This window comes from Phocaeicola abscessus CCUG 55929, from assembly GCF_000312445.1.
Classification (GTDB): Bacteria; Bacteroidota; Bacteroidia; order Bacteroidales; family Bacteroidaceae; genus Phocaeicola; species Phocaeicola abscessus.
In genome coordinates this window covers 195,999-216,218 of the sequence record NZ_HE997183.1, presented here as the reverse complement: position 1 = coordinate 216,218, position 20,220 = coordinate 195,999, and the positions used below count along the sequence as shown (strand labels likewise).

13 protein-coding genes are annotated in these 20,220 nt (G+C 51.0%); 5 read left to right on the top strand and 8 right to left on the bottom strand.

Annotated elements, in window-relative coordinates:
- Positions 1-7: 7 nt before the first annotated feature.
- The 3 genes from BN102_RS04935 to BN102_RS04925 are packed head-to-tail and all read right to left on the bottom strand — an operon-like array spanning position 8 to position 5,459.
- Positions 8-721, bottom strand: coding sequence for a BT_2262 family domain-containing protein (locus BN102_RS04935; RefSeq protein WP_021311479.1), 714 nt, complete (start codon positions 719-721; stop codon positions 8-10).
- Positions 722-758: 37 nt separating this feature from the next.
- Positions 759-2,255 carry a SusD/RagB family nutrient-binding outer membrane lipoprotein gene (locus BN102_RS04930; protein WP_019207984.1) on the bottom strand — a complete coding sequence of 499 codons (1,497 nt, stop codon included), beginning with the start codon at positions 2,253-2,255 and terminating at the stop codon, positions 759-761.
- A 15-nt stretch (positions 2,256-2,270) separates the two neighbouring features.
- Positions 2,271-5,459: a SusC/RagA family TonB-linked outer membrane protein gene (locus tag BN102_RS04925; protein WP_036787323.1), complete on the bottom strand. Its 3,189-nt coding sequence runs from the start codon at positions 5,457-5,459 to the stop codon at positions 2,271-2,273.
- 309 nt (positions 5,460-5,768) lie between these two features.
- Between BN102_RS04925 and aldA the strand changes: the two genes are divergently transcribed.
- Positions 5,769-7,205 (top strand): aldehyde dehydrogenase, encoded by a 1,437-nt coding sequence (gene aldA, locus BN102_RS04920; protein WP_019207982.1) that lies wholly within the window; start codon positions 5,769-5,771, stop codon positions 7,203-7,205.
- A gap of 92 nt (positions 7,206-7,297) precedes the next feature.
- Here the strand turns inward: aldA and BN102_RS04915 are convergent, their stop codons facing one another.
- The gene (locus tag BN102_RS04915) at positions 7,298-8,464 is read right to left on the bottom strand and encodes an iron-containing alcohol dehydrogenase (protein ID WP_019207981.1); all 1,167 of its coding nucleotides are present in this window, start codon (positions 8,462-8,464) and stop codon (positions 7,298-7,300) included.
- 327 nt (positions 8,465-8,791) lie between these two features.
- Between BN102_RS04915 and BN102_RS04910 the strand changes: the two genes are divergently transcribed.
- Both BN102_RS04910 and BN102_RS04905 read left to right on the top strand, forming a co-directional pair.
- The gene (locus BN102_RS04910; protein ID WP_019207980.1) at positions 8,792-9,784 is read left to right on the top strand and encodes a family 43 glycosylhydrolase; all 993 of its coding nucleotides are present in this window, start codon (positions 8,792-8,794) and stop codon (positions 9,782-9,784) included.
- Between the two features lie 70 nt (positions 9,785-9,854).
- Positions 9,855-10,754, top strand: a complete 900-nt coding sequence (locus BN102_RS04905) for a helix-turn-helix domain-containing protein (protein ID WP_019207979.1) — start codon at positions 9,855-9,857, stop codon at positions 10,752-10,754.
- 4 nt (positions 10,755-10,758) lie between these two features.
- Here the strand turns inward: BN102_RS04905 and BN102_RS04900 are convergent, their stop codons facing one another.
- The 3 genes from BN102_RS04900 to radA form a co-directional block, all read right to left on the bottom strand.
- Positions 10,759-11,349 carry a response regulator transcription factor gene (locus BN102_RS04900; protein ID WP_019207978.1) on the bottom strand — a complete coding sequence of 197 codons (591 nt, stop codon included), beginning with the start codon at positions 11,347-11,349 and terminating at the stop codon, positions 10,759-10,761.
- Entirely contained in the window at positions 11,346-12,941 is a 1,596-nt protein-coding gene (locus tag BN102_RS04895; RefSeq protein ID WP_019207977.1) for an NAD(P)/FAD-dependent oxidoreductase, read from the bottom strand. Before BN102_RS04895 ends, BN102_RS04900 begins: the two co-directional genes overlap by 4 nt.
- 355 nt (positions 12,942-13,296) lie before the next feature.
- Positions 13,297-14,658, bottom strand: a complete 1,362-nt coding sequence (gene radA, locus BN102_RS04890; RefSeq protein WP_019207975.1) for a DNA repair protein RadA — start codon at positions 14,656-14,658, stop codon at positions 13,297-13,299.
- Between the two features lie 226 nt (positions 14,659-14,884).
- Here radA and BN102_RS04885 point away from each other — a divergent pair, with 226 nt between their 5' ends.
- Positions 14,885-16,300 (top strand): Gfo/Idh/MocA family protein, encoded by a 1,416-nt coding sequence (locus BN102_RS04885; protein ID WP_036787320.1) that lies wholly within the window; start codon positions 14,885-14,887, stop codon positions 16,298-16,300.
- 458 nt (positions 16,301-16,758) lie between these two features.
- Complete coding sequence (gene thrA, locus BN102_RS04880; protein ID WP_019207973.1) at positions 16,759-19,191, top strand: bifunctional aspartate kinase/homoserine dehydrogenase I; 2,433 nt, start codon at positions 16,759-16,761, stop codon at positions 19,189-19,191.
- 17 nt (positions 19,192-19,208) lie between these two features.
- Here the strand turns inward: thrA and BN102_RS04875 are convergent, their stop codons facing one another.
- Entirely contained in the window at positions 19,209-20,219 is a 1,011-nt protein-coding gene (locus tag BN102_RS04875) for an ABC transporter ATP-binding protein (protein ID WP_019207972.1), read from the bottom strand.
- Position 20,220: the final 1 nt, after the last annotated feature.

The following is a 20,220-nucleotide window of genomic DNA, read 5'->3' as shown; positions in this document are numbered from 1 at the left end:
TTTTCTTTTATTTGTTTAACACTACGATGAAATTCATGCCGGCATACTCTACGTTCCAGGTTATCCCTCCCGTGTTCTTGTCGAACTTACCGTCCGTGAAGTTCGTATAGTCGTCGTTCCACGCATCCACATGGCCGGAGATACCGGTAATGGTGCCGTCGGCATGCAGCAGGATGTAACCTTTCATGGCGGTGATGTCGCCGTATTCGGCATACACGCCCTGGGCATAGTAGCCGCCTATCATGTCGTCTACATAGAACAGGCCCGACGCCTTCTTCTCGATACTTACCTTATTTTTGGGATAAGGTGTCTCGACGCCCTTCCTGATGCGCTTTGTCCCGTTCACGGTCAGGTAATCGCCGGAGATGTCATCCGTAATGGAGGGGTCGCAAACCGCTACGGTACGGCTGACAGAGGTAGTGAAACCGTCCTTGTTGGTACCCGAATAGGTCACTTGGTACAGGCCGGGGACATTCTTGTCTATCTTGTCGAGTCCGCTCACGGTGATTTGGTTGGTAAAGTCTTCCTCGCCCAACGTAGCCTTGCAGCCGGGGTCTACAAAATCCACGCCTATGGGCGATTCCATAAAGTCCTTGCCTTGCATCTCGAACTTCACGTAATAAGTGATTCGAGAGTCTGTCAATTCTTCATCGTCGCTACAGGAAACGAAGCCTAACAGCATCATGAAGAGTGGCAGACATGCTATAAAATATTTTTTCATTGTCTTTTTTCTTTAGAGTTGTTGCACATTCGTTTTATCATTTCACATCCCAGAATACGGGGTCGCTCATCTTCTTTTCGGAAGGCGTATTCTTGTTGAGTCGGCGGGCGTTACTCGGATAGGGCATACGTTTGGCCAGTCCGCCGGCCTGAATATAATTCACGGCGGGGATAATCATCTCGCCGGCTTTGTAGCTGCTGGGAGTCTTGAAGATGTCATGAGCCGTTTTATCGCTTGTCACAGGTGTATCGGTGCGTCGAATCTCGGACCAGGCCTCCATGTGGTTGCGCATGAAGAAAGCCGTCCATTTCTGCATGTAGACGAGTTTCAGCTTGTCGGCCGTCGTAGCCTGACTGTCGAAATCGACCTTGGAACCTGCGAGGAAGGAAGCAGCCTTGTCTGCCATGCCGCGCGAGGCAAAATCGGCGGTCACACCGGCCTCGTAGGCGGTTTTAGCCGCGGCCTCGTTGCTGTTGAAGCGGAGCTGCACCTCGGCGATGAGGAACTGCAGTTCGCTCTGCGTGAATACATAGATGGGCTGGGCAATGAATGCATCGGTCTTGATTTCGCTGACGTCATCGTTCTTCCAGGCCGTGTTGTTGTTCCACTCTTTCATGCGAGTCTTCGAGCCGGGAAGCTGTCCCACATAGACGCTGTTCTTCTCGTTGGGCAGTATCGCGTAGGAGATGCGCGGGTCGCCAGTGGACTGATAGTAACTCACGATGGGGTAAGCGGCTACGTAATTGTTGATTTTCAGGCGGAAGACGGCGCCGTACCAAGGGCTGTACTGTCCTTCGGCGTTGGTATAGACGTCGTACTTGATGTCGTCGGCGAAGAACTTGTCGGCCGTTACGAGCGCCTGAGCCTTCGTCGTGTAGGAGGCAGCGTCGATGCCCGCGTCTATCATGCGGAGATAGATGCGCAGGCGAAGCGCGTTGGCAAAACCTTTCCATTGTGAAAGATTCTTGTTCATCAGCGGGTCTTTCAGCGTAATGCTTTCGGTGCCGAGATCTCCCTCTGCCTTGTCGAGTTCAGCCAATACGCCCTCCATGATGGTCTTGCCGTCGTCCCATTTCGGGGTCGGTACCTTGTCGGCTCCCAGCGCTTCGGTATACGGGGCGTCGCTCACGTTGTCCACGAAGAGCTGGTAACCCCAGGCGCGCAGTACCGTGCAGGCGAAGGCGTTGGCCGTGTTCTTATCTCTCGAGACGATGTCCGCCAAGTCCTGGAATGCTCCAGCGAACAGGTTGCGGTAGGTACGGTCGAGGATGTTGCTGCCCTCGTCGAGGTGGAGTTCCGCATAGTTGTTATACTGGTTGGCTTCGGGACGCTGGTCAAAGTACTGGGCGAAGAAGCCCGAGTACGTAAACATCTGGTCGCCGAGTGCGTCGGCGATGAAGTTTTCGGCCGCTGGCAACACGAGGTCGGTTGTCACATCGCTCCCCTTCGGATAGTTAGGGTTCTCGTTGATATCCAGGTCGCAACTGCTCAACATCAGTAGGCCGGCCGCTACATATAATATAATCTTTTTCATATCTGTACCTTCGGGTTAAAATTTAACAGTCAAGTTGAAACCGAATTTCCGTGAACTCGGGTTCGCGGAATACTCTCCATAGTAACCGGAGAGGTCGTTACCGAACGAGGTGAGCTCCGGATCGACGAACGTATTTTCCGACGGGGTCCACAACATCAGGTTGTTGCCGAAAACAGACACACGCACGTCCGTGAGGAAAGTATGGACGAGCCACTTTTTGGGCAAGTCCCAGCCCAGCACGACGGAGCGCAGCTTCACATACGACTTGTCTATCAAGTAGCCGGAACCCAGATCGATGCCGCCGTTGTTCCAATAGTTATAGATATTGGTGGCGTCGAGCGGTGTGACATTTTCCGTGTAGACGGGATTGCCCTGAGCGTTCTTACCACTCTGTACCACGGTGTTCGGAATGATCCAGGGGTTACGGTCGTTATATGCGGTCTGTATGGCGTTACCCACAAAGTAGTTGATGGACTTCGTGCGGGAGTACATCCTGCCGCCGTGACGGATATCCAGGTCGACGGAGAGCGATACGCCCTTGTAGCGGAACGTATTGTTGATACCCATCATGTACTTGTAGTTCATGCTGCCTACAATCTGCTGATCGGGGTTCTTGAGGGGCAATCCGTGATTGTCGACGACGATTTTACCTGTCGCCGGGTCGCGTAGCGGGACGTACGCCTTGAAGATACCCAGTTCCTTGCCGGTCTCTGCGTAGAGTCCGGGACCTCCGCCCAAGCCGTAGATCAGCGTGCTGCCGCCCAAGGCTTCGGGCAGGCTGAGTACCTTGCTCCAATTCTTGGTAAAGTTCCACGAAATGTCCCACGTGAATCCTCTGAAGCTGACCGGGGTCACGTTGACTAATAGCTCGATACCTCGATTGCGAACCTTTCCGAGATTGATGTTCTGTGCGGTGTAGCCCGTGCCCGGATCCATGTCCAAACTGAAGATCTGTTTGTCGGAGATTCTGTTATAGAAGGAGGCGTCGAAGCTCACGCGGTTCTGGAAGAATGCCATGTTCAGACCCACCTCGGTTTCCGTCGTCATCTCAGGACTCAGCGTGCTGCTGCCCAAGACGTTGCCCACGGTATAGGCATTCCAGTTGCCGTTGGTAAAGGGGAACGCACTGTCCCACCACCCGCTGGAGTTGGCCAGCGCCTGAGCGAAGACGGATCCCGTCATGTAGGGATTGGCGTCGTTACCCGTTTTTCCCCAGGCCGCGCGCAGCTTGCCGTAAGTGATCACGCGCCTCAGGTTGTCGCTGAACAGTTCGGAGAAGATCCAGCTGCCCGTCACACCCGGATAGAAGAACGAGCGGTTGTCTTCCGGCAGCGTAGACGACCAGTCGTTGCGGGCTGTCAGTGTCAGGTAGAGCATGTCTCGATAGGCGAGCTCGGCCTGTCCGAATACGCCCATCAGGCGTCGAGTCTGCGTGTAAGTTGCCAGCGTGGGCTTTTCCGCCGAATTGCTGAGGTTGTACCACGTAGGAATGGTCAGGTTGGTGACGCGGCCGTACAGATAGTTGTACTTACGTTCGTTGCCGTTGAAGCCGGCCAGGGCGTTCACGTGGAAGTGGGTAGCCACATCCTTGTCGAAAGTCAGCATCAAATCCTGATTGATTTCGCGGCGTCGGGTCGTCGTTTCAGATGCCGCGCCTGTGATTTTGGACAGGGCGTCCTTCCAATTCGGCGTGCCCGTGAAGATGGCCGACATGTTCGGCGTACCCGTATCGTGATGCTCGGTGCTCGTGTCGAGGCCGAAACGGTAAGTCAGCTTGAAGTACTTCAGAAAGTCGTAATCCAGCTGAAATTTGCCGTAGAAGCGCTCGCTCTCGAACTCGTTCTTGAAGTTCTCGAGGATGTAGTAAGGATTCGTCACACCGTAGGGCGTATAGTAGTAGCCCGGCGTGTTGAAGGGGTCGTTCAGATCTTTCAGTTCCACGATACTGATATCGCGCGGCGTCTGCATGATGTTGTTGTACATGGAACCGGCGCCCTGTCCCGTAGACACGAATTTGTTCCGCTGATAAGCGTAGTTGAGCGATGTGCTGAAAGTCAAGTTCTTCACCTTGTGGCTGCCGCGGGCAGAGAAGGTGTACTTGTTGTAGCTGTCGGCGTCGGTGGGGATGATACCATCTTGATGTATCTGCGACAGACTTACGAAATAGTTGCTCGCATCCGTCGCACCGTTGAACGAGACGCCGTTGCTGTAGCGTAAGCCTGTGTCGAAGAAGTCTCTGATGTTATGCTTGATGGGTACGTACGATTTGATCTTCTGGGAGTGGTCGTAGACATTTCCATAGCGGAGCATGGAACCGTCGAATCTCGGTCCCCAAGAACCGTTCTCGATATCGGTCTTCTCGCCGTACCAACCCATACCGAAATCGTTCTGCATCTGCGGCAGGCGCAGCAGCGTCTCCCATTGCAAACCACCGTTATACTCTACGCCCACGCCTTTTTTCTGCTTGGCGCCGGTCTTGGTTGTGATCAGGATCACGCCGTTGGCGGCACGGTTACCGTAGAGCGCTGTGGCGGCAGCGCCTTTCAGAATGGTCATGCTCTCCACGTCGTCGGGATTCACGGCGCTGGCGCCGTTACCGAAGTCATAGCCGTTGTTCAGCCCGTCGGTGCTGTATACGGCACTGTTGGTCAGGGGCACGCCGTCAATGACGTAAAGCGGCTGGTTTGTACCGCCCAACGAGCTGATACCGCGCACAATGACAGATTTGGACGAACCCGGGTCGGACGAAGAGTTGGAAATCTGTACCCCCGCCACTTTACTCGAAAGGCTCGACATGATATCATTCGTACGTGCAGCGGCAATCTCGTCGCCCTTCACGGCCGTGGCCGAGAAACCCAACGCTTTTGCCGAACGCTTGATACCCATCGCCGTCACTACCACTTCGTCGAGCGTGGTATCCAGCGGTTCGAGTACGATATTCATGTTTTCACTTGCGACAAGTTCCACCGTCTTCATACCGATGAAAGAAATGCGAATCTTTCCTCGGTCCGGAACGGACAGCGTAAACTTACCGTCAACATTGGTCACTGTACCCTGTTTGGTGCCCACGATCACGATTGAGGCACCAATAACGGGCTGACCATCCTCGGAACTGATTACAGTTCCTGAGACTTTAGTTTGTGCCAAAGCCGCTCCTATGCAAAGGAACAAGCCGGCCAACACCATTGTTAGTTTTTTTACCATAAATAATCTCTCACTTTGGTTAGTAATAGTTCGTTAACACTCATTTCGCTCGCTAAAGTATAAAAACAGGAAATATTTTCCAAATATTTTGAAAGAAATTTTATGTTTCCTGCTGAAAAATATTTTTTGCGAATTTCGTAATATAAAATAGGTGTATTCTTCGGATAAATACGTCTCATGCACGAGATATCAAATAAAAATTCTTTAGAAATATTTTTTTTATTAAAAATATTTCGATTTTGTCCCCGTTATAAATATTTATGCCTAATTTAGGAAAAATTTGTATAACCTGTAACAGAAAAATTGCTTATGAAAGATTTAAAGATGTACGTCGACGGCAAATTCGTCGAAAGTAGATCCGGAAAATGGATCGACGTATTGAATCCATCTACCGAAGAAGTGGTGAGCCGTCAGCCCGAAGGGACGGTCGAAGATGTGGAAGCAGCGATCGATGCTGCGGAAAAGGCGCAGAGAGAATGGGCGAAAATTCCGGCATGCCAGCGCGCTGTTTACCTGCACAGGATAGCCGCCGGCATTCGCGCCAACGGCGATAAATTTCAAGAGATTTTAGTCAGAGAGCAGGGCAAGACGCAGGCCTTGGCAGCCATCGAAGTGGGGGTTACCGCTACATACTTCGACTATATGGCGGAGTTCGCTCGACGCATTGAGGGAGAAATCATCCAGAGCGATGCAGCCAACGAGACGATGATGTTGTTTAAAAAGCCGATTGGCGTCGCCGCCGGCATTCTGCCATGGAACTTCCCGTTCTTCCTGATTGCACGTAAAGCCGGAGCGGCTTTGATGGCCGGTTGTTCGATCGTTGTCAAACCTTCTCAATTAACTCCGGAGAACTGTTGCGAATTCTGCAAGATCGTCGACGAAGTCGGGCTGCCTGCAGGCGTATTCAATGTGGTAACAGGGAAAGGGTCTGTCGTGGGACATGCGTTAGCCGGCAATCCGAAAATCGGCATCGTCAGCCTTACGGGAAGTGTCGACGCAGGCACTCAAATCATGGAGGCCGCTGCTCCCCACATCACAAAGGTTTCTTTGGAATTGGGCGGTAAGGCGCCCGCCATCGTATTCCCCGATGCCGACCTGGAACTAGCCGCCCAAGCTATTCTGGAATCCCGTATCGGAAATACCGGACAGATTTGCAACAACGCCGAACGCGTATATGTGCACAGAGACGTTAAGGATGTGTTCACCAAGCTCATCGTTCGGAAATTCCAAGCCGTCAAAGTGGGAGATCCCGCCCTCATAAAGGATGTCGATATGGGACCGCTGGTTGAAAAGCGTGCCCTCGATGGCGTGGCGGCGAAAGTAGCGCATGCCGTAGAGCAGGGAGCTCAAATCCTTTGCGGCGGGCATCGTATCGGCGAGAAGGGGTATTTTTACGCAGCGACCGTCCTCGATAAGGTAAAACAGGATATGGATATTGTGCACGAAGAAACGTTCGGCCCCGTCCTCCCGCTGATCGAATTCGACCGTATCGACCAGGTGATCGAGTGGGCGAACGATGTGGAATACGGCTTGGCATCGTCCGTATTTACGAAAGATATTGATACCGCTACGCGTATCTGTCGTGAACTGCAATTCGGAGAGACCTATATCAACCGCATGCACTTCGAAGCGATACAGGGTTTCCATGCCGGCGTGAAGAAATCTGGCATCGGAGGGGCCGACGGGAAACGCGGCTTGGAGGAATATCTCAGCACCCAGGTCGTGTACTTAGCGACTCACTATTGACCGACGGGTCCTGTCATACAAAGAGGTGTGTCGAAACAAACGTTTCGACACACCTCTTTGTTCTCGAGCGAGGAAAAAAGACGAAAAACAGCCTACATACTCTCTTTCAGGATATCGATCACGTCCTTGCGAGTCAGCGTTTGATAGCCGCCGGTCAAGATAAAGGTGCCGTCGGCGATACCCTCGAACATCTCCTCCGTAACTCCCAATTCTTTCAAGCTCAGCACCAGGCCTATTCCCTTCATCCACGCTTCCATCGCTTTTAGTCCTTCGGCAGCCGTGTCCACATCCGTTTTTCCGGTGGGATCGACTTCCCACACGTTGACGGCGAACCGTTTGAATTTGGCCAAACCGGCCGCCATGATGTGTCGATAATAAGGCAAAGAAACGGCGGAGAGTGTCATGCCGTGCGTGGCATTGGTGTAAGCGCCTACCGATTGACCAATCATGTGAACCATCCAATCGGTGGATTTCCCTTTTGCAATCAGTGTGTTCAAGGCCCACGTAGCCGTCCACATGATATTGCTGCGAGCCTCGTAGTCATGAGGATTTTTTACGGCGATACGACTGCTGTGAATCAACGATTTCATCAATCCTTCTGCCAGATAATCGGAGGTATTGTCGTCCGTTCCCGAGAAATACTGTTCACAGATATGGCACAGGATGTCGAAGAAGCCGGCTACCATCTGATAGGCCGGAATGGTATAGGTGAACGTCGGATTCAATATAGAAAACTTGGGCATGACTTCTGGGCCGAACACTTTGCCGATCTTCAATTTCGCCGTATGGTTCGTGATTACGGAACCACCGTTCATCTCGGAGCCGGTTCCTACCATCGTCAATACGCAACCGACGGGAATGATTCGGCAAGTCGGATCCTCCTGCCGAAGGAAATATTTCGTCCAAGGATCTTCCTCGCAATAAGCGGAAACGGACACCGCCTTCGAATAATCGCACACCGAACCGCCGCCTACGGCGAGAATCAGGTCGACCTGATCTTCCTTGGCGACCTTGGCTCCTTCGTAAAGCTTTTCGAGGGTCGGATTCGCCATGACACCCGGTACCTCACAGACTTTTTTTCCCGCTTCCGACAACATCCTGACGATCTGATCGTAAATGCCGTTCTTTTTAATGGAGCCGCCGCCGTAAATCAGCAGTACTTTCTCTCCATAACGAGTCAATTCCTCGCTCAAGTATTTTAGAGAATCATCTCCAAAATACAGTTTCGTAGGGTTCGAATAACTGAAATTACCTAACATATCTTTTTATTTAAACGTTTTATTGCAAAGATATCCGTTTCATCTTTTAAAAAAAGATACCTATTCCGGAATTAACAACCATTTTTAAAGAATCCCTGCGAAAATCTCTTTCTGTACACTGATCAACGGCGATGATAGGCCTGTTTTCTTTGCAGATCAACGCCTACCCCTCTCTTTTATTCATCCCCTGAGAGTTTGAACAATCTTCCCGATTCTGTAAATTCTTTGTAAAAAAGATCGGACGAACAATAGATTTCCTTAACTTTGGGTTTTGGAGCACATCGTGGTATCGAATGTTAAAGCAACTCATTTTAAATCTTTGTTTCTATGAAATATGGTGTCGAAATATTCTTTATGTTTCTGCTGGCGGCATGCTCTTCCTCGACGAAGTGGGTTGCGCCTCAGAAAATCGCCTATTACACTAATCTTGTGGTCAATTATAGCTTACCCGATCCGACGATCCTGCAGGAGGGGGATGTCTTTTATCTCTTTGCGACGGAAGATATTCGGAACATTCCAGTTCTTCGTTCCAAGGATTTGGTGCATTGGCATCGACTCGGTACTGCGTTTACGGATACGACCCGTCCGACTTTTGAGCCGGGAGGCGCGCTCTGGGCGCCGGATATAAACAGGATAGGGAATAAATATGTGATGTATTATGCCATGTCGAAGTGGGGAGGAGAGTGGACGTGCGGCATAGGCGTGGCTACGGCCGATAGGATCGAAGGTCCTTATACGGATCTCGGCATGCTGTTCCGCAGCCGAGACATCGGCGTACAGAACTGTATCGATCCCTGTTTTGTTCAAACCAAGCATAAGAATTTCCTTTTTTTCGGCAGCTTTCACGGAATCTACTTCGTGGAATTGACGAAGGATGGCCTGGCTTTGTTACCGGGGGAAATGCCTTTGCAGGTGGCCGGCGATGCCTATGAAGGAACTTGTATTTTTCGAAAAGGTACATACTACTATCTTTTCGCTTCGATAGGCTCATGCTGCGAGGGGAGACGAAGCACCTATACGACTGTGGTAGGCCGTTCCGAGAATCCGTTCGGTCCGTACGTCGATAGGGAAGGAAACCGAATGATGGAGAACAATCACGAGATCGTGATTCATAAGAATAGGAAATTTGTCGGAACGGGACACAATGCTCGCATTGTGTCGGATAAGAAAGGCGATACCTGGATCTTATATCATGCGTTCGACGCGAATGCTCCTGAAAACGGACGGGTGCTGATGCTCGACAAATTGATTTGGAAAGATGATTGGCCGCAGGTAGAAAATCGCTCGCCGTCTTTACAGGCGAAGGCTCCCGCTCTTTAACTTTTTGCGCGTCGATAAACGTCGAAAAATAAAAACAAAAGAATGAATAACCATTAAAAAGCAAATAAGTATGGCGGAAATTCTGAAATTGAATACGATTCAACAATATGATGATTTATTAGGAGTCGAGACGTTGCATCCCTTGGTGAATGCCTTTGATTTTCCCGCTATTCGATCGAGCATACACGGAAAATTGAACATCGGTTTCTTCGTCGTGTTTTTCAAAGAGCTTAAATGTGGCACCTTGCTTTACGGACGGAGTAGATACGATTATCAGGACGGTACGATGTTATTTATAGCTCCGGGGCAGGTGATCGGCTTTTCTGACGATCAAGGAGGCAAACCTCGAGGCTGGGCGTTGATCTTTCATCCCGACCTGTTATTAGGGACCTCGCTTGCAAAGAAGATGAAGCGATATACTTTCTTCCGTTATGAATCGAACGAAGCCCTTCACATGTCGGATCGGGAAAAGCAGATCATCATGGACTGCTTTAGCGAAATTCGTTCGGAGCTGGAACATCCCATCGATAAGCATACGAAAGAGATTGTAGTAGCCAACATCGAAGTCATGCTGAATCATTGCGAACGCTTCTACGATCGCCAGTTTATAACTCGCGAAGCCGTGAACCACACCATCTTGTCGAGGTTCGAGAATATTTTATTGGATTACTTTCTGTCGGATAGACCGCTCAAGGTGGGGTTACCCTCTGTGCAATATTGCGCTTCGGAGTTACACCTCTCTCCGAATTATTTCGGAGACCTGATTAAGAAGGAGACGGGAAAGACGGCGCAGGAGCATATCCAGCTGGCGGTGGTCGAACAGGTTCAACACCTGTTGCTCGGAACCGATTTGACCATCAGCGAGATTGCATATCGCTTAGGCTTTAAGTATCCGCATCATTTGAATAGGATGTTCAAGAAAATAACGGGAGAAACTCCCAGAGGATATCGTTTACAGAAAGCAATCTAAGCGTTCAGATCTCGTTGGCGCCGACATATCCGTTTATGACGGCATAGATAGTCAGTCCTGAGACGGATTTGATACCTAACTTCTCTTGGATATTCTTTCGATGAGAGATGACCGTCGTCATACTGATGTGCAGTTTATCGGCTATTTCTTTATTTATATAGCCCTTGGCCAGCAGGATCAGCACTTCGATTTCACGTTTGGTGAGGAGCGTCGGGTCTGTGTTTCTTTTCTCTTTCGGTAATGGCGAACTGTGTTGGTGGCCGTATTTATACAGGCGGAGAATGTCTTTTACGATCGTTTCTTCGTTCTGATGAAGGTCGATCGTGTGAATGCCTCGTAGAGAGGGTTGTTTTTCGCCCAAGGTCAGTACGAAGGTTTTCATCTTTCTCTGGAGGAAGAAGGATGCGTGGTTGATGTATATTTGGGCGGAAACGAAGTAATGGGCAAACATCTCACTGGTGTCGTCCATCAATTCTTCGTAGGAGGAGAACGTATAGATGGCGGCCGCGGGAATGATCTTCTCGAGAATGGCTTTCAAGGCCAGGCAAGTCAACGTGTTCTGTTCGACGATCGCTATTTCGAATAAATGGTTCATCGTACGATTCTTAAATAGTTTGCAACGGCTTCGGCGCAATGCTCGCCGTCGATGGCAGCCGAGACGATGCCGCCGGCATAGCCTGCCCCCTCGCCGCAGGGGAATAAGCCGTTGACGGCTATATGCTGCAATGATTCCTTACGTCGGACGATTCGTACGGGAGAGGAGGTTCTCGTCTCGATGCCGATCATCACCGCCTCGTTCGTCAGGAAGCCGCGCGACACGCGATCGGCCGATCGGAAGCCCTCTCTCAGACGCGACGTGAGGAAGTCCGGCATCCAAAAATGCAACGGCGAAGCCAATAACCCTGGTGCGTACGACGAGGCGGGCAACGCGGCCGAGTTGCGTCGCGCTACGAAATCGGCCATCCGCTGCGCGGGTGCCGTCTGCCGCATTCCGCCGTTCAGCCGGCAAAGGCGTTCGAGTCGCTCCTGAAGGGCCATGACAGCAAGTACCTCGGGTATAGGCTCGGCCTTGTCCGATACGTCGGAGAGACGACACTTCGCCACATCTTCCGGACGAAGCTCCACTACCCAACCCGCGTTCGCCCACCGCGAACCGCGGTTAGCGGGCGACATGCCGTTGACGACGACCTCGTCGGGCGACGTGGCCGCGGGGATGACGAAGCCGCCGGGGCACATGCAGAACGAATAGATGCCCCGCCCGGCGGATTGAGACACGAAGGTGTACTCGGCCGCAGGGAGGTACGGGCCGCGCCCCTCACGACGGTGGTAGCGGATTCGGTCGATCAGTGGCTGCGGGTGCTCCAGCCGTACGCCGACGGCTATGCCTTTCGCTTCGATCGACACGTGTTGTGCGACCAGCATGCGATAGACGTCGCGCGCCGAATGGCCGGTGGCGAGGATCACGGGCCCGCAAAACTCTTCACCTGTGCGGGTGCGAATGCCCGTCACCTCGTCATCTTGCATCAATAGAGAATCCATGCAGGTATCGAAGTGCACCTCGCCGCCGCAGTCGATGATGCGTCGTCGCATGCGCTCGATGACGACGGGCAGTTTGTCGGAACCGATATGCGGATGGGCGTCGGCGAGGATCGCGGGGTTGGCGCCATGTTGGCAGAAGATGGTGAGGATACGCTCCACCGATCCGCGCTTTTTGCTGCGCGTGTAAAGCTTGCCGTCGGAGAAGGCGCCGGCGCCGCCCTCGCCGAAGCAGTAGTTCGACTCTGGATCGACGGTTTGCCGTCGCGCGATCTGCGCGATGTCTTTCTTGCGCTCGTGCACATCCTTCCCGCGCTCGACGACGATGGGACGTATACCCAGTTCGACGAGACGCAGCGCAGCAAACAGTCCGCCCGGCCCAGCGCCGACTATAACGGCCACCCGCCCGCCCGACACATCGCGGTATTCAACGGGTGCGAACAGCTGTTCCGTCGGCTCTTCACGGATAAAGGCGCGTAGGGTGACGTTGACGTACACCGTACGTTGTCGCGCGTCGATCGAGTGTTTCAGCACACGTACGGCGTGTACCTCGCGGGGCTCGTCGCCCGTTTCGCGGCAGACTGCTGTCCGCAGCGTATCTTCATTCGCCGCCTCTTCGGGCAGCAGGCGCAGTTGCAATTCTTTAATCATGGAGGTTAGGGATATTTTTTATGTTGATTTCTCATATATCAATATTTATCTGCTTTGGCGTTATTTCTGGCAAAGTTTTTCAGTCGACCACCCTCCATCAGATCCATTTTCTCGTTCAGTAATACTTCCATACTTGTGTTGCATGGAAGCATATGAAAAGAGTGACACCCGGGTATCTTTCAAGAAACGAACGAGCACGTCCACATCGCTTTCAGATACGTCTTCTCCGCATGTACAGGAGTCGAAAATCCGTGTCTTGTCCACCCTCGGCTGCGTTCGGAAGAAGCTCGACAGTCTATCCGCCCCACTTTTATTTACAGTCTTCATCTTTTTCTTTTTATGATGGTATCTTCATTCACCCGAACAACAACCTGACTGCCTCTTCCACCTTGCGCACCTGATGCAGTTCGATTCCGTCTATTGCGACCTTGATCCCTTTCATTTGCGGCATGATGATGTGCTTGAAACCTAGTTTAGCCGCTTCGCCGATACGCTGTTCGATACGGTTGACGGGTCGGATCTCGCCGCTCAAGCCGATTTCACCCGCCATGCAGGTGTTGCGTTCGATTTCTACATCCATGTTGCTGGAGAGGATGGCGCTGATAACAGACAGATCGATGGCCGGGTCGTTCACCCGAAGACCTCCGGCAATATTCAGAAACACGTCTTTCTGCGCTAACTTGAAGCCGACGCGTTTCTCCAATACGGCTAATAACATGTTCATCCTGCGCAGATCGAACCCTGTGGCCGAACGTTGAGGGTAGCCGTAGACGGCCGAGCTGACCAAGGCTTGTGTCTCGATTAGGAAGGGGCGTACGCCCTCGATGGCCGTCGCGATGGCCACGCCACTCATCCCTTCGTTATCGCCGCTCAACAGCAGTTCGGAGGGATTCGGTACCTGTCTCAGACCGTCCTGTCGCATTTCGTAAATACCTAGTTCGGATGTGCTGCCGAATCTGTTTTTCATGCTACGCAGGATGCGATACATGTAGTGTTGATCTCCTTCGAATTGAAGGACGGTATCTACGATGTGTTCCAAGATCTTCGGTCCGGCGATGGTTCCTTCCTTCGTGATATGTCCGATGAGGATCACGGCCGTATCGGTTTCTTTGGCGAATTTTAAAAGGGAAGTGGCGCATTCGCGCACTTGTACGAGACTTCCCGCAGGAGAGTCAGTTACTTCCGTACCGATGGTCTGAATGGAATCGATAACGACGATGTCCGGTCGTTCGTTCCGGATATGGACGTAGATCTGTTCCAACGACGTTTCGCAGGCGATCATGCAAGCGGAGGGAGGATGGCGTAGCCGGTCGGCACGTAGTTTCAGTTGTCGCGCGCTCTCTTCGCCGGAGATGTACAGTACCTTTTCATCTTGCAGCCGAAGAACGGTTTGCAGAATGAGGGTCGACTTGCCGATGCCCGGTTCTCCTCCTAATAACACCAATGAGCCCGGCACGAGCCCGCCTCCTAACACTCGGTTCAGTTCTGCGTCGAGCATATCGATGCACACTTCTCTTTCTCCGGCAATATGCTCGAGGACGATCGGCTTGCTTTCCGTTCTTTTTATTCCAGAGGCTTGTCGGCTACCGGCCGCTTCTTTCCGTACAAGTTGTTCGAGGTACGTATTCCACGAGCCGCAAGTCGGACATTTGCCTACCCATTTCGGAGATTCCGCTCCGCAGTGGCTGCAGACATATACGATCTTCTCTTTTGCCATTTCTTTTCGTTATTGATACAAAGATAAACAATTACTTAAAAAAATGACAGTCAAAGGGGGATTTCTTCTCTTTCCTGAGAAGAGATTTACGGACAGGGACGACACGTTGTCGAAAGTTTTGACAATTTTTTATTCGAACCGACGCAGAAATCGAAAATTTTTCCGTACGTTTGCAGTATGAAATGTAAAAACATTAATCAATTATCACTTAATCTATTAATCAGTAATGAACATTAAGCATTTATTCATGGTTGTGGCCGGCTTGGTTTTAGTCGGAATAATCGATTGCACCGCTCAGCAGAATATAACTGCCAGAAATGAAGTAAAACCGATTGAAGTGGCTGTCCCCGAACGTCCCACAGGGCAGAAAGACGTACTTCAGTTGACCACCGAAAAATTGGATACCGTACGCGTAGCATTCGTCGGCCTGGGAATGCGCGGACCACATGCCGTATCTCGTTGGACACATATTCCCGGTACGAAGATCATAGCGCTTTGCGATGTAGAGCCCGATCGGGTGGCGAAAGCTCAGGGGATTCTTACCCGAGCAGGCTTTCCCCAAGCTGCTGAATACAGTGGTAGCGAGGATGCCTATAAACAGTTATGCGAACGCGGAGATGTCGACCTTGTCTATATTACCACCGATTGGGTACATCATGCTCCTATCGCCCTCTATGCCTTGGAACACGGAAAGCATGTCGCTATCGAAGTGCCGGCCGCCACTTCTTTGCAGGAGTGCTGGGACTTGATCAATACATCCGAACGGACGCGTAAGCATTGCATGATGCTGGAAAACTGCGTGTACGACTTCTTCGAACTGACCACTCTGAACATGGCTCAACAAGGTTTATTCGGCAATATTCTTCATGTAGAAGGTTCTTACCTGCACAACCTGTGCGATTTCTGGACCGACTACTGGCACGACTGGCGTTTGGATTTCAACAGCAAGCATAAGGGCGATATTTATCCGACTCACGGATTCGGTCCGGCTTGTCAATTGTTGAACATTCACCGAGGCGACCGCCTGAAAACGCTGGTGGCGATGGAAACTGATGCCGTTACCGGACCGATCATCGAAAAGCAAAACAATAAGGTGGATATGCCCGACTTTAAAAACGGAGATCATACCATGACCATCATGCGGACGGAGAAAGGGAAAACCATTCTGTTAGAACACGACGTCATGAATCCGGAACCGTATAGCCGGATGTATAAACTGAACGGCACGAAGGGCTATGCCAGCAAGTATCCGATTGAACAGTATTGCCTCGTTCCCGATCAAGTCGATAAATCGGTGGCGAAAGGCCATGAAAACCTGTCCGTCCACACGGTGCTGCCCGACGACGTAAAGGCTGCCCTGATGGCAAAATACAAACATCCTATTCATCTGGAGTTGGAGGAGACGGCCAAGAAGGTCGGCGGTCACGGCGGTATGGATTATATCATGGATTACCGTTTAGTTTATTGCTTGCGCAACGGTTTACCCTTGGATATGGATGTTTACGATTTGGCTGAATGGTGTTGCGTAAGTGAGTTGGGCGCCATCTCGATCGAGAACGGCAGTGCTCCCGTAGCGATCCCTGACTTTACCCGCGGTGCGTGGAACAGGCTCGACGGTTTCCGTCACGCATTTGCCAAGTAAACTGTTACGAATCACGATACAAAGAGAGGGTATGCCGGGTCGGCGTACCTTTCTTTTTATATTTCGTTCCGCTGCGCAGCGATTTCTGCCTATGTCGCTCGCTTCGCGCAGTGCGGTTTCCTCTTGCGACGGTGATACGGGTGGACTGTTCTTTTAAAGAGAATTGGAAAGATCTTTGCAGAAAAAAAGCAAATTGCTATAGATTGTTTGAAATACTTATTATCTTTGTCACATCTTAAAATTCAGAGCAGACTACATGTTGCCATCCTATCAACATCCGATGAATATGTCCGAACGAATGCGTATCGGGGGCATGAATATGCCCTGGCGGGCTTAAGATAGTATAGTGTTTCTACGTGAATCGCGCTTGCAAACGTAAGCAAAACCAATCAGTTATATATTTTTAATCGTTCGGTTCGATCGCTTCGCGCGTCGGACTGTGTAAACAAGTCAATGATATGAAAGTTTTGAAATTCGGCGGAACGTCAGTAGGTTCCGTTCAGAGTATATGGAGTGTCAAAAGGATTGTCGAAGCCATCAGCGAACCTGTGATCGTAGTCGTTTCCGCTTTGGGCGGTATTACCGATCAATTGATTCGTACTTCAGAGATTGCTGCCAAGGGGGATTCGGCTTATGAAAGGGATTATCGGGAAATTGTCGGCCGGCATGTCGAGATGGTGGAAGCTGTGATTTCGGCCGCAGAAGAGCGCGTACTGTTGTTGAAGAAAGTCGACGGGCTTTTGACTGAATTGAAAGATATTTTTCAGGGTATATACCTGATTCGCGATTTATCGCCCAAGACTTCTGCGACGATCGTAAGCTACGGCGAACGGCTTTCGTCCGTGATTACGGCCGCATTGATTCGGGATGCGGTCTGGTATGACTCCCGCACCTTTATCAAGACTGAAAAGAAACGGGAAAAGAATATACTTGATTCTGAGTTGACGACGAAGTTGGTGAAAGAAACTTTCAATCCCTTACCGAAAGTTTCGTTGGTTCCGGGATTTATTTCGACGGACAAGGATACGGGAGAGGTGACCAACCTCGGTCGAGGTGGGTCGGACTATACGGCCTCGATCATTGCGGCGGCATTGGATGCCGACAGTTTGGAGATCTGGACCGACGTAGATGGTTTCATGACGGCCGACCCTCGCGTGATTGGCAATGCCTACACCATCAACGAACTGAGCTATGTGGAAGCTATGGAGCTCTGCAATTTCGGTGCGAAGGTGGTCTATCCGCCGACCATCTATCCCGTCTGTCATAAGAACATTCCTATTTTGATAAAGAATACGTTCAATCCGGAAGGGCGGGGGACCATTATTCAGCAGCATGTGGATTCGGGCAATAGGTTGATCAAAGGTATTTCTTCTATCAATAATACCAGTCTGATTACCGTTACGGGATTGGGAATGGTCGGTGTGATAGGGGTTAACTTCCGTATCTTTCGGGTCTTGGCTCAGAATGGTATCAGCGTTTTCTTGGTCGCTCAGGCTTCTTCTGAGAACAGTACTTCCATCGGCGTTCGGAATCAGGATGCTGAACTCGCTGCGAGAGTCTTGAACGAGGAATTCGCCAAAGAAATTGAGGAAGGCGAGATCAGTCCTTGCATCGTGCAAAAAGAATTGGCAACGGTTGCGATTGTCGGTGAAAAAATGAAACGGGTTTCAGGCATTTCGGGGAAACTGTTCGGTACGCTGGGGCGCAACGGCATCAACGTGATAGCAACGGCGCAGGGTGCTTCCGAGACGAATATCTCGTTTGTGGTAGCAATCGATTCATTGCGCAAGGCGCTCAATGTCATTCACGATTCGTTCTTTCTGTCGGAATATCAAGTATTGAATCTGTTTATTTGCGGCATAGGTACGGTGGGCGGAAGCTTGATAGAACAGCTCCGGGCGCAACAGGAAAAATTAGCGACTGAGCGGAATCTGAAACTGCATGTGGTCGGCATAGCTAATGGACATAAAGCCTATTTCTCGCGTGAGGGAATAGCGTTGGTCGATTATCGGAAGCAACTGGAAGAGAAAGGCATCCCGTCTTCCAAGGAAGTGCTGCGCGACGAAATTATTGGGATGAACATCTTTAATTCCGTCTTTGTCGATTGTACGGCCAATGCTGAGGTGGCCTCTCTTTATAAAGATTTCTTATCGCACAACATTTCGGTTGTTGCGGCCAACAAGATTGCCGCTTCATCTGATTATGCCAATTACAAGGAGTTAAAACAAACGGCTTTGCGCCGCGGCGTGAAGTTCCTTTTCGAAACCAATGTGGGTGCTGGACTCCCTATTATCAATACGATCAACGATCTGATCAACAGCGGCGATAAGATTCTGAAAATTGAAGCGGTCCTCAGCGGGACATTGAATTATATCTTTGACAAGATAAGCGCCGACGTACCGTTGAGTCAGGTGGTTCGACAGGCGAAGGAAGAACATTATTCGGAGCCTGATCCGCGTATCGATTTAAGCGGAAAGGATGTGATCCGCAAGTTGGTGATCTTAGCGCGTGAGGCCGGTTATCGACTGGATCAGGAAGAGGTGGAGAAGCACTTGTTCATTCCCAACGAAATGATGGAAAGATCTTTGGAAGACTTCTGGAAAAGTCTTCCTGCCTTAGATGCTGGTTTTGAACGGTGTCGTCGGAAATTGGAGAAAGAGCATAAACGCTGGCGTTTTGTCGCTAAGTTCGAGGACGGCAAGGGCAGCGTTGCATTGCAGGAGGTCGGAGAACGGCATCCTTTCTATCATTTGGAGGGAAGCAACAATATGATCCTCCTGACTACGGAGCGTTACAGGGAGTATCCGATGATGATTCAGGGGTATGGTGCCGGCGCCGGCGTTACGGCTGCCGGAGTCTTTGCCGACATTATGCGCATAGCGAATATCTAACTTCGGCCGTTTGTTCGCTATGTCAAAGCGGCGAGGAGTTGTTGGAACGAATGGAAGGTGGCGGTTTCGCCGTTTCGGCTTAACAAGAGATGCTGCCGATCGACCGCTTTCAGGCATGGAAGTGGTTTTCGGTCTGAACGATCTCGGTCAACGCAGACGAATCCGTGGCGGTTCAGAGCATTGAACACCCAGTGTCGGAGGATCTTGTCGTCGGATTCTACCAAGATAGCTTTTTTGCCTTTCGCCATAGGATAATAGATGCCATGGTCGTAATCGAAACGCATGTCGCATCGCTCGAAGAGCGTGTCCATTTGGTGGTTGAGGATGAGATCTTCGGTGACGCCGCATTCCAGTCCTCGTTTGGACAGCAGCCAGAGTTTGTCGCCCGAAACCAAAGCCTGTTCGATGTCGTGGGTAGAAAGGAGAATGGCTTTATGCCGTTCGACAGCCAGCTGGTGGAGGAGCGCCATGATTTCGATCCGACTGACTACATCCAAGAAGGCGGTAGGTTCGTCAAGCACGATCAACGGACATTCTTGAACCAAAGCTTTTGCGATCATGACCTTTTGACGTTCTCCATCGGATAATTCGGAGAAATAGCTCCGTACTTTATGCGAGATGCCTACAGCCTCGACGGCATGATTGATCAGGAGCCGATCTTCGCGATGCAGCCGACCGAAGAATCCCGTATGGGGTTGGCGTCCTAATGCCACCACCTCGTAAACGGTCAGTCCGCCGGCAAAAGTCTTGTCGGTCAAGACGATGCCGATCATTTTCGAACGTTCTTTCTCCGTATAAGAGGTGATCGGTTTTCCAAGCAATAGCAGTTCTCCTCCCAACGAGGGTTGTGAAGCCGATAACGTACGCAGTAACGTGGATTTCCCCGTTCCGTTGGCGCCTAACAGGCAGGTCAGTTCGCCGGAGAAGAGGGAGAGATTCAATTTCTCTTGAACTTTATTGCTTACCCTTCCACGTCGATAACCGATCGTCAGATCTGTCGCCTCGATGACCGTTCGCTGTTCTTCCATC

What these genes read in the sequence shown, in the direction of transcription:
- BN102_RS04935 (WP_021311479.1), bottom strand. Translation starts at nt 721, where the DNA reads ATGAAAAAATATTTTATAGCATGTCTGCCACTCTTCATGATGCTGTTA.
- BN102_RS04930 (WP_019207984.1), bottom strand. Translation starts at nt 2,255, where the DNA reads ATGAAAAAGATTATATTATATGTAGCGGCCGGCCTACTGATGTTGAGC.
- BN102_RS04925 (WP_036787323.1), bottom strand. Translation starts at nt 5,459, where the DNA reads ATGGTAAAAAAACTAACAATGGTGTTGGCCGGCTTGTTCCTTTGCATA.
- aldA (WP_019207982.1), top strand. Translation starts at nt 5,769, where the DNA reads ATGAAAGATTTAAAGATGTACGTCGACGGCAAATTCGTCGAAAGTAGA.
- BN102_RS04915 (WP_019207981.1), bottom strand. Translation starts at nt 8,464, where the DNA reads ATGTTAGGTAATTTCAGTTATTCGAACCCTACGAAACTGTATTTTGGA.
- BN102_RS04910 (WP_019207980.1), top strand. Translation starts at nt 8,792, where the DNA reads ATGAAATATGGTGTCGAAATATTCTTTATGTTTCTGCTGGCGGCATGC.
- BN102_RS04905 (WP_019207979.1), top strand. Translation starts at nt 9,855, where the DNA reads ATGGCGGAAATTCTGAAATTGAATACGATTCAACAATATGATGATTTA.
- BN102_RS04900 (WP_019207978.1), bottom strand. Translation starts at nt 11,349, where the DNA reads ATGAACCATTTATTCGAAATAGCGATCGTCGAACAGAACACGTTGACT.
- BN102_RS04895 (WP_019207977.1), bottom strand. Translation starts at nt 12,941, where the DNA reads ATGATTAAAGAATTGCAACTGCGCCTGCTGCCCGAAGAGGCGGCGAAT.
- radA (WP_019207975.1), bottom strand. Translation starts at nt 14,658, where the DNA reads ATGGCAAAAGAGAAGATCGTATATGTCTGCAGCCACTGCGGAGCGGAA.
- BN102_RS04885 (WP_036787320.1), top strand. Translation starts at nt 14,885, where the DNA reads ATGAACATTAAGCATTTATTCATGGTTGTGGCCGGCTTGGTTTTAGTC.
- thrA (WP_019207973.1), top strand. Translation starts at nt 16,759, where the DNA reads ATGAAAGTTTTGAAATTCGGCGGAACGTCAGTAGGTTCCGTTCAGAGT.
- BN102_RS04875 (WP_019207972.1), bottom strand. Translation starts at nt 20,219, where the DNA reads ATGGAAGAACAGCGAACGGTCATCGAGGCGACAGATCTGACGATCGGT.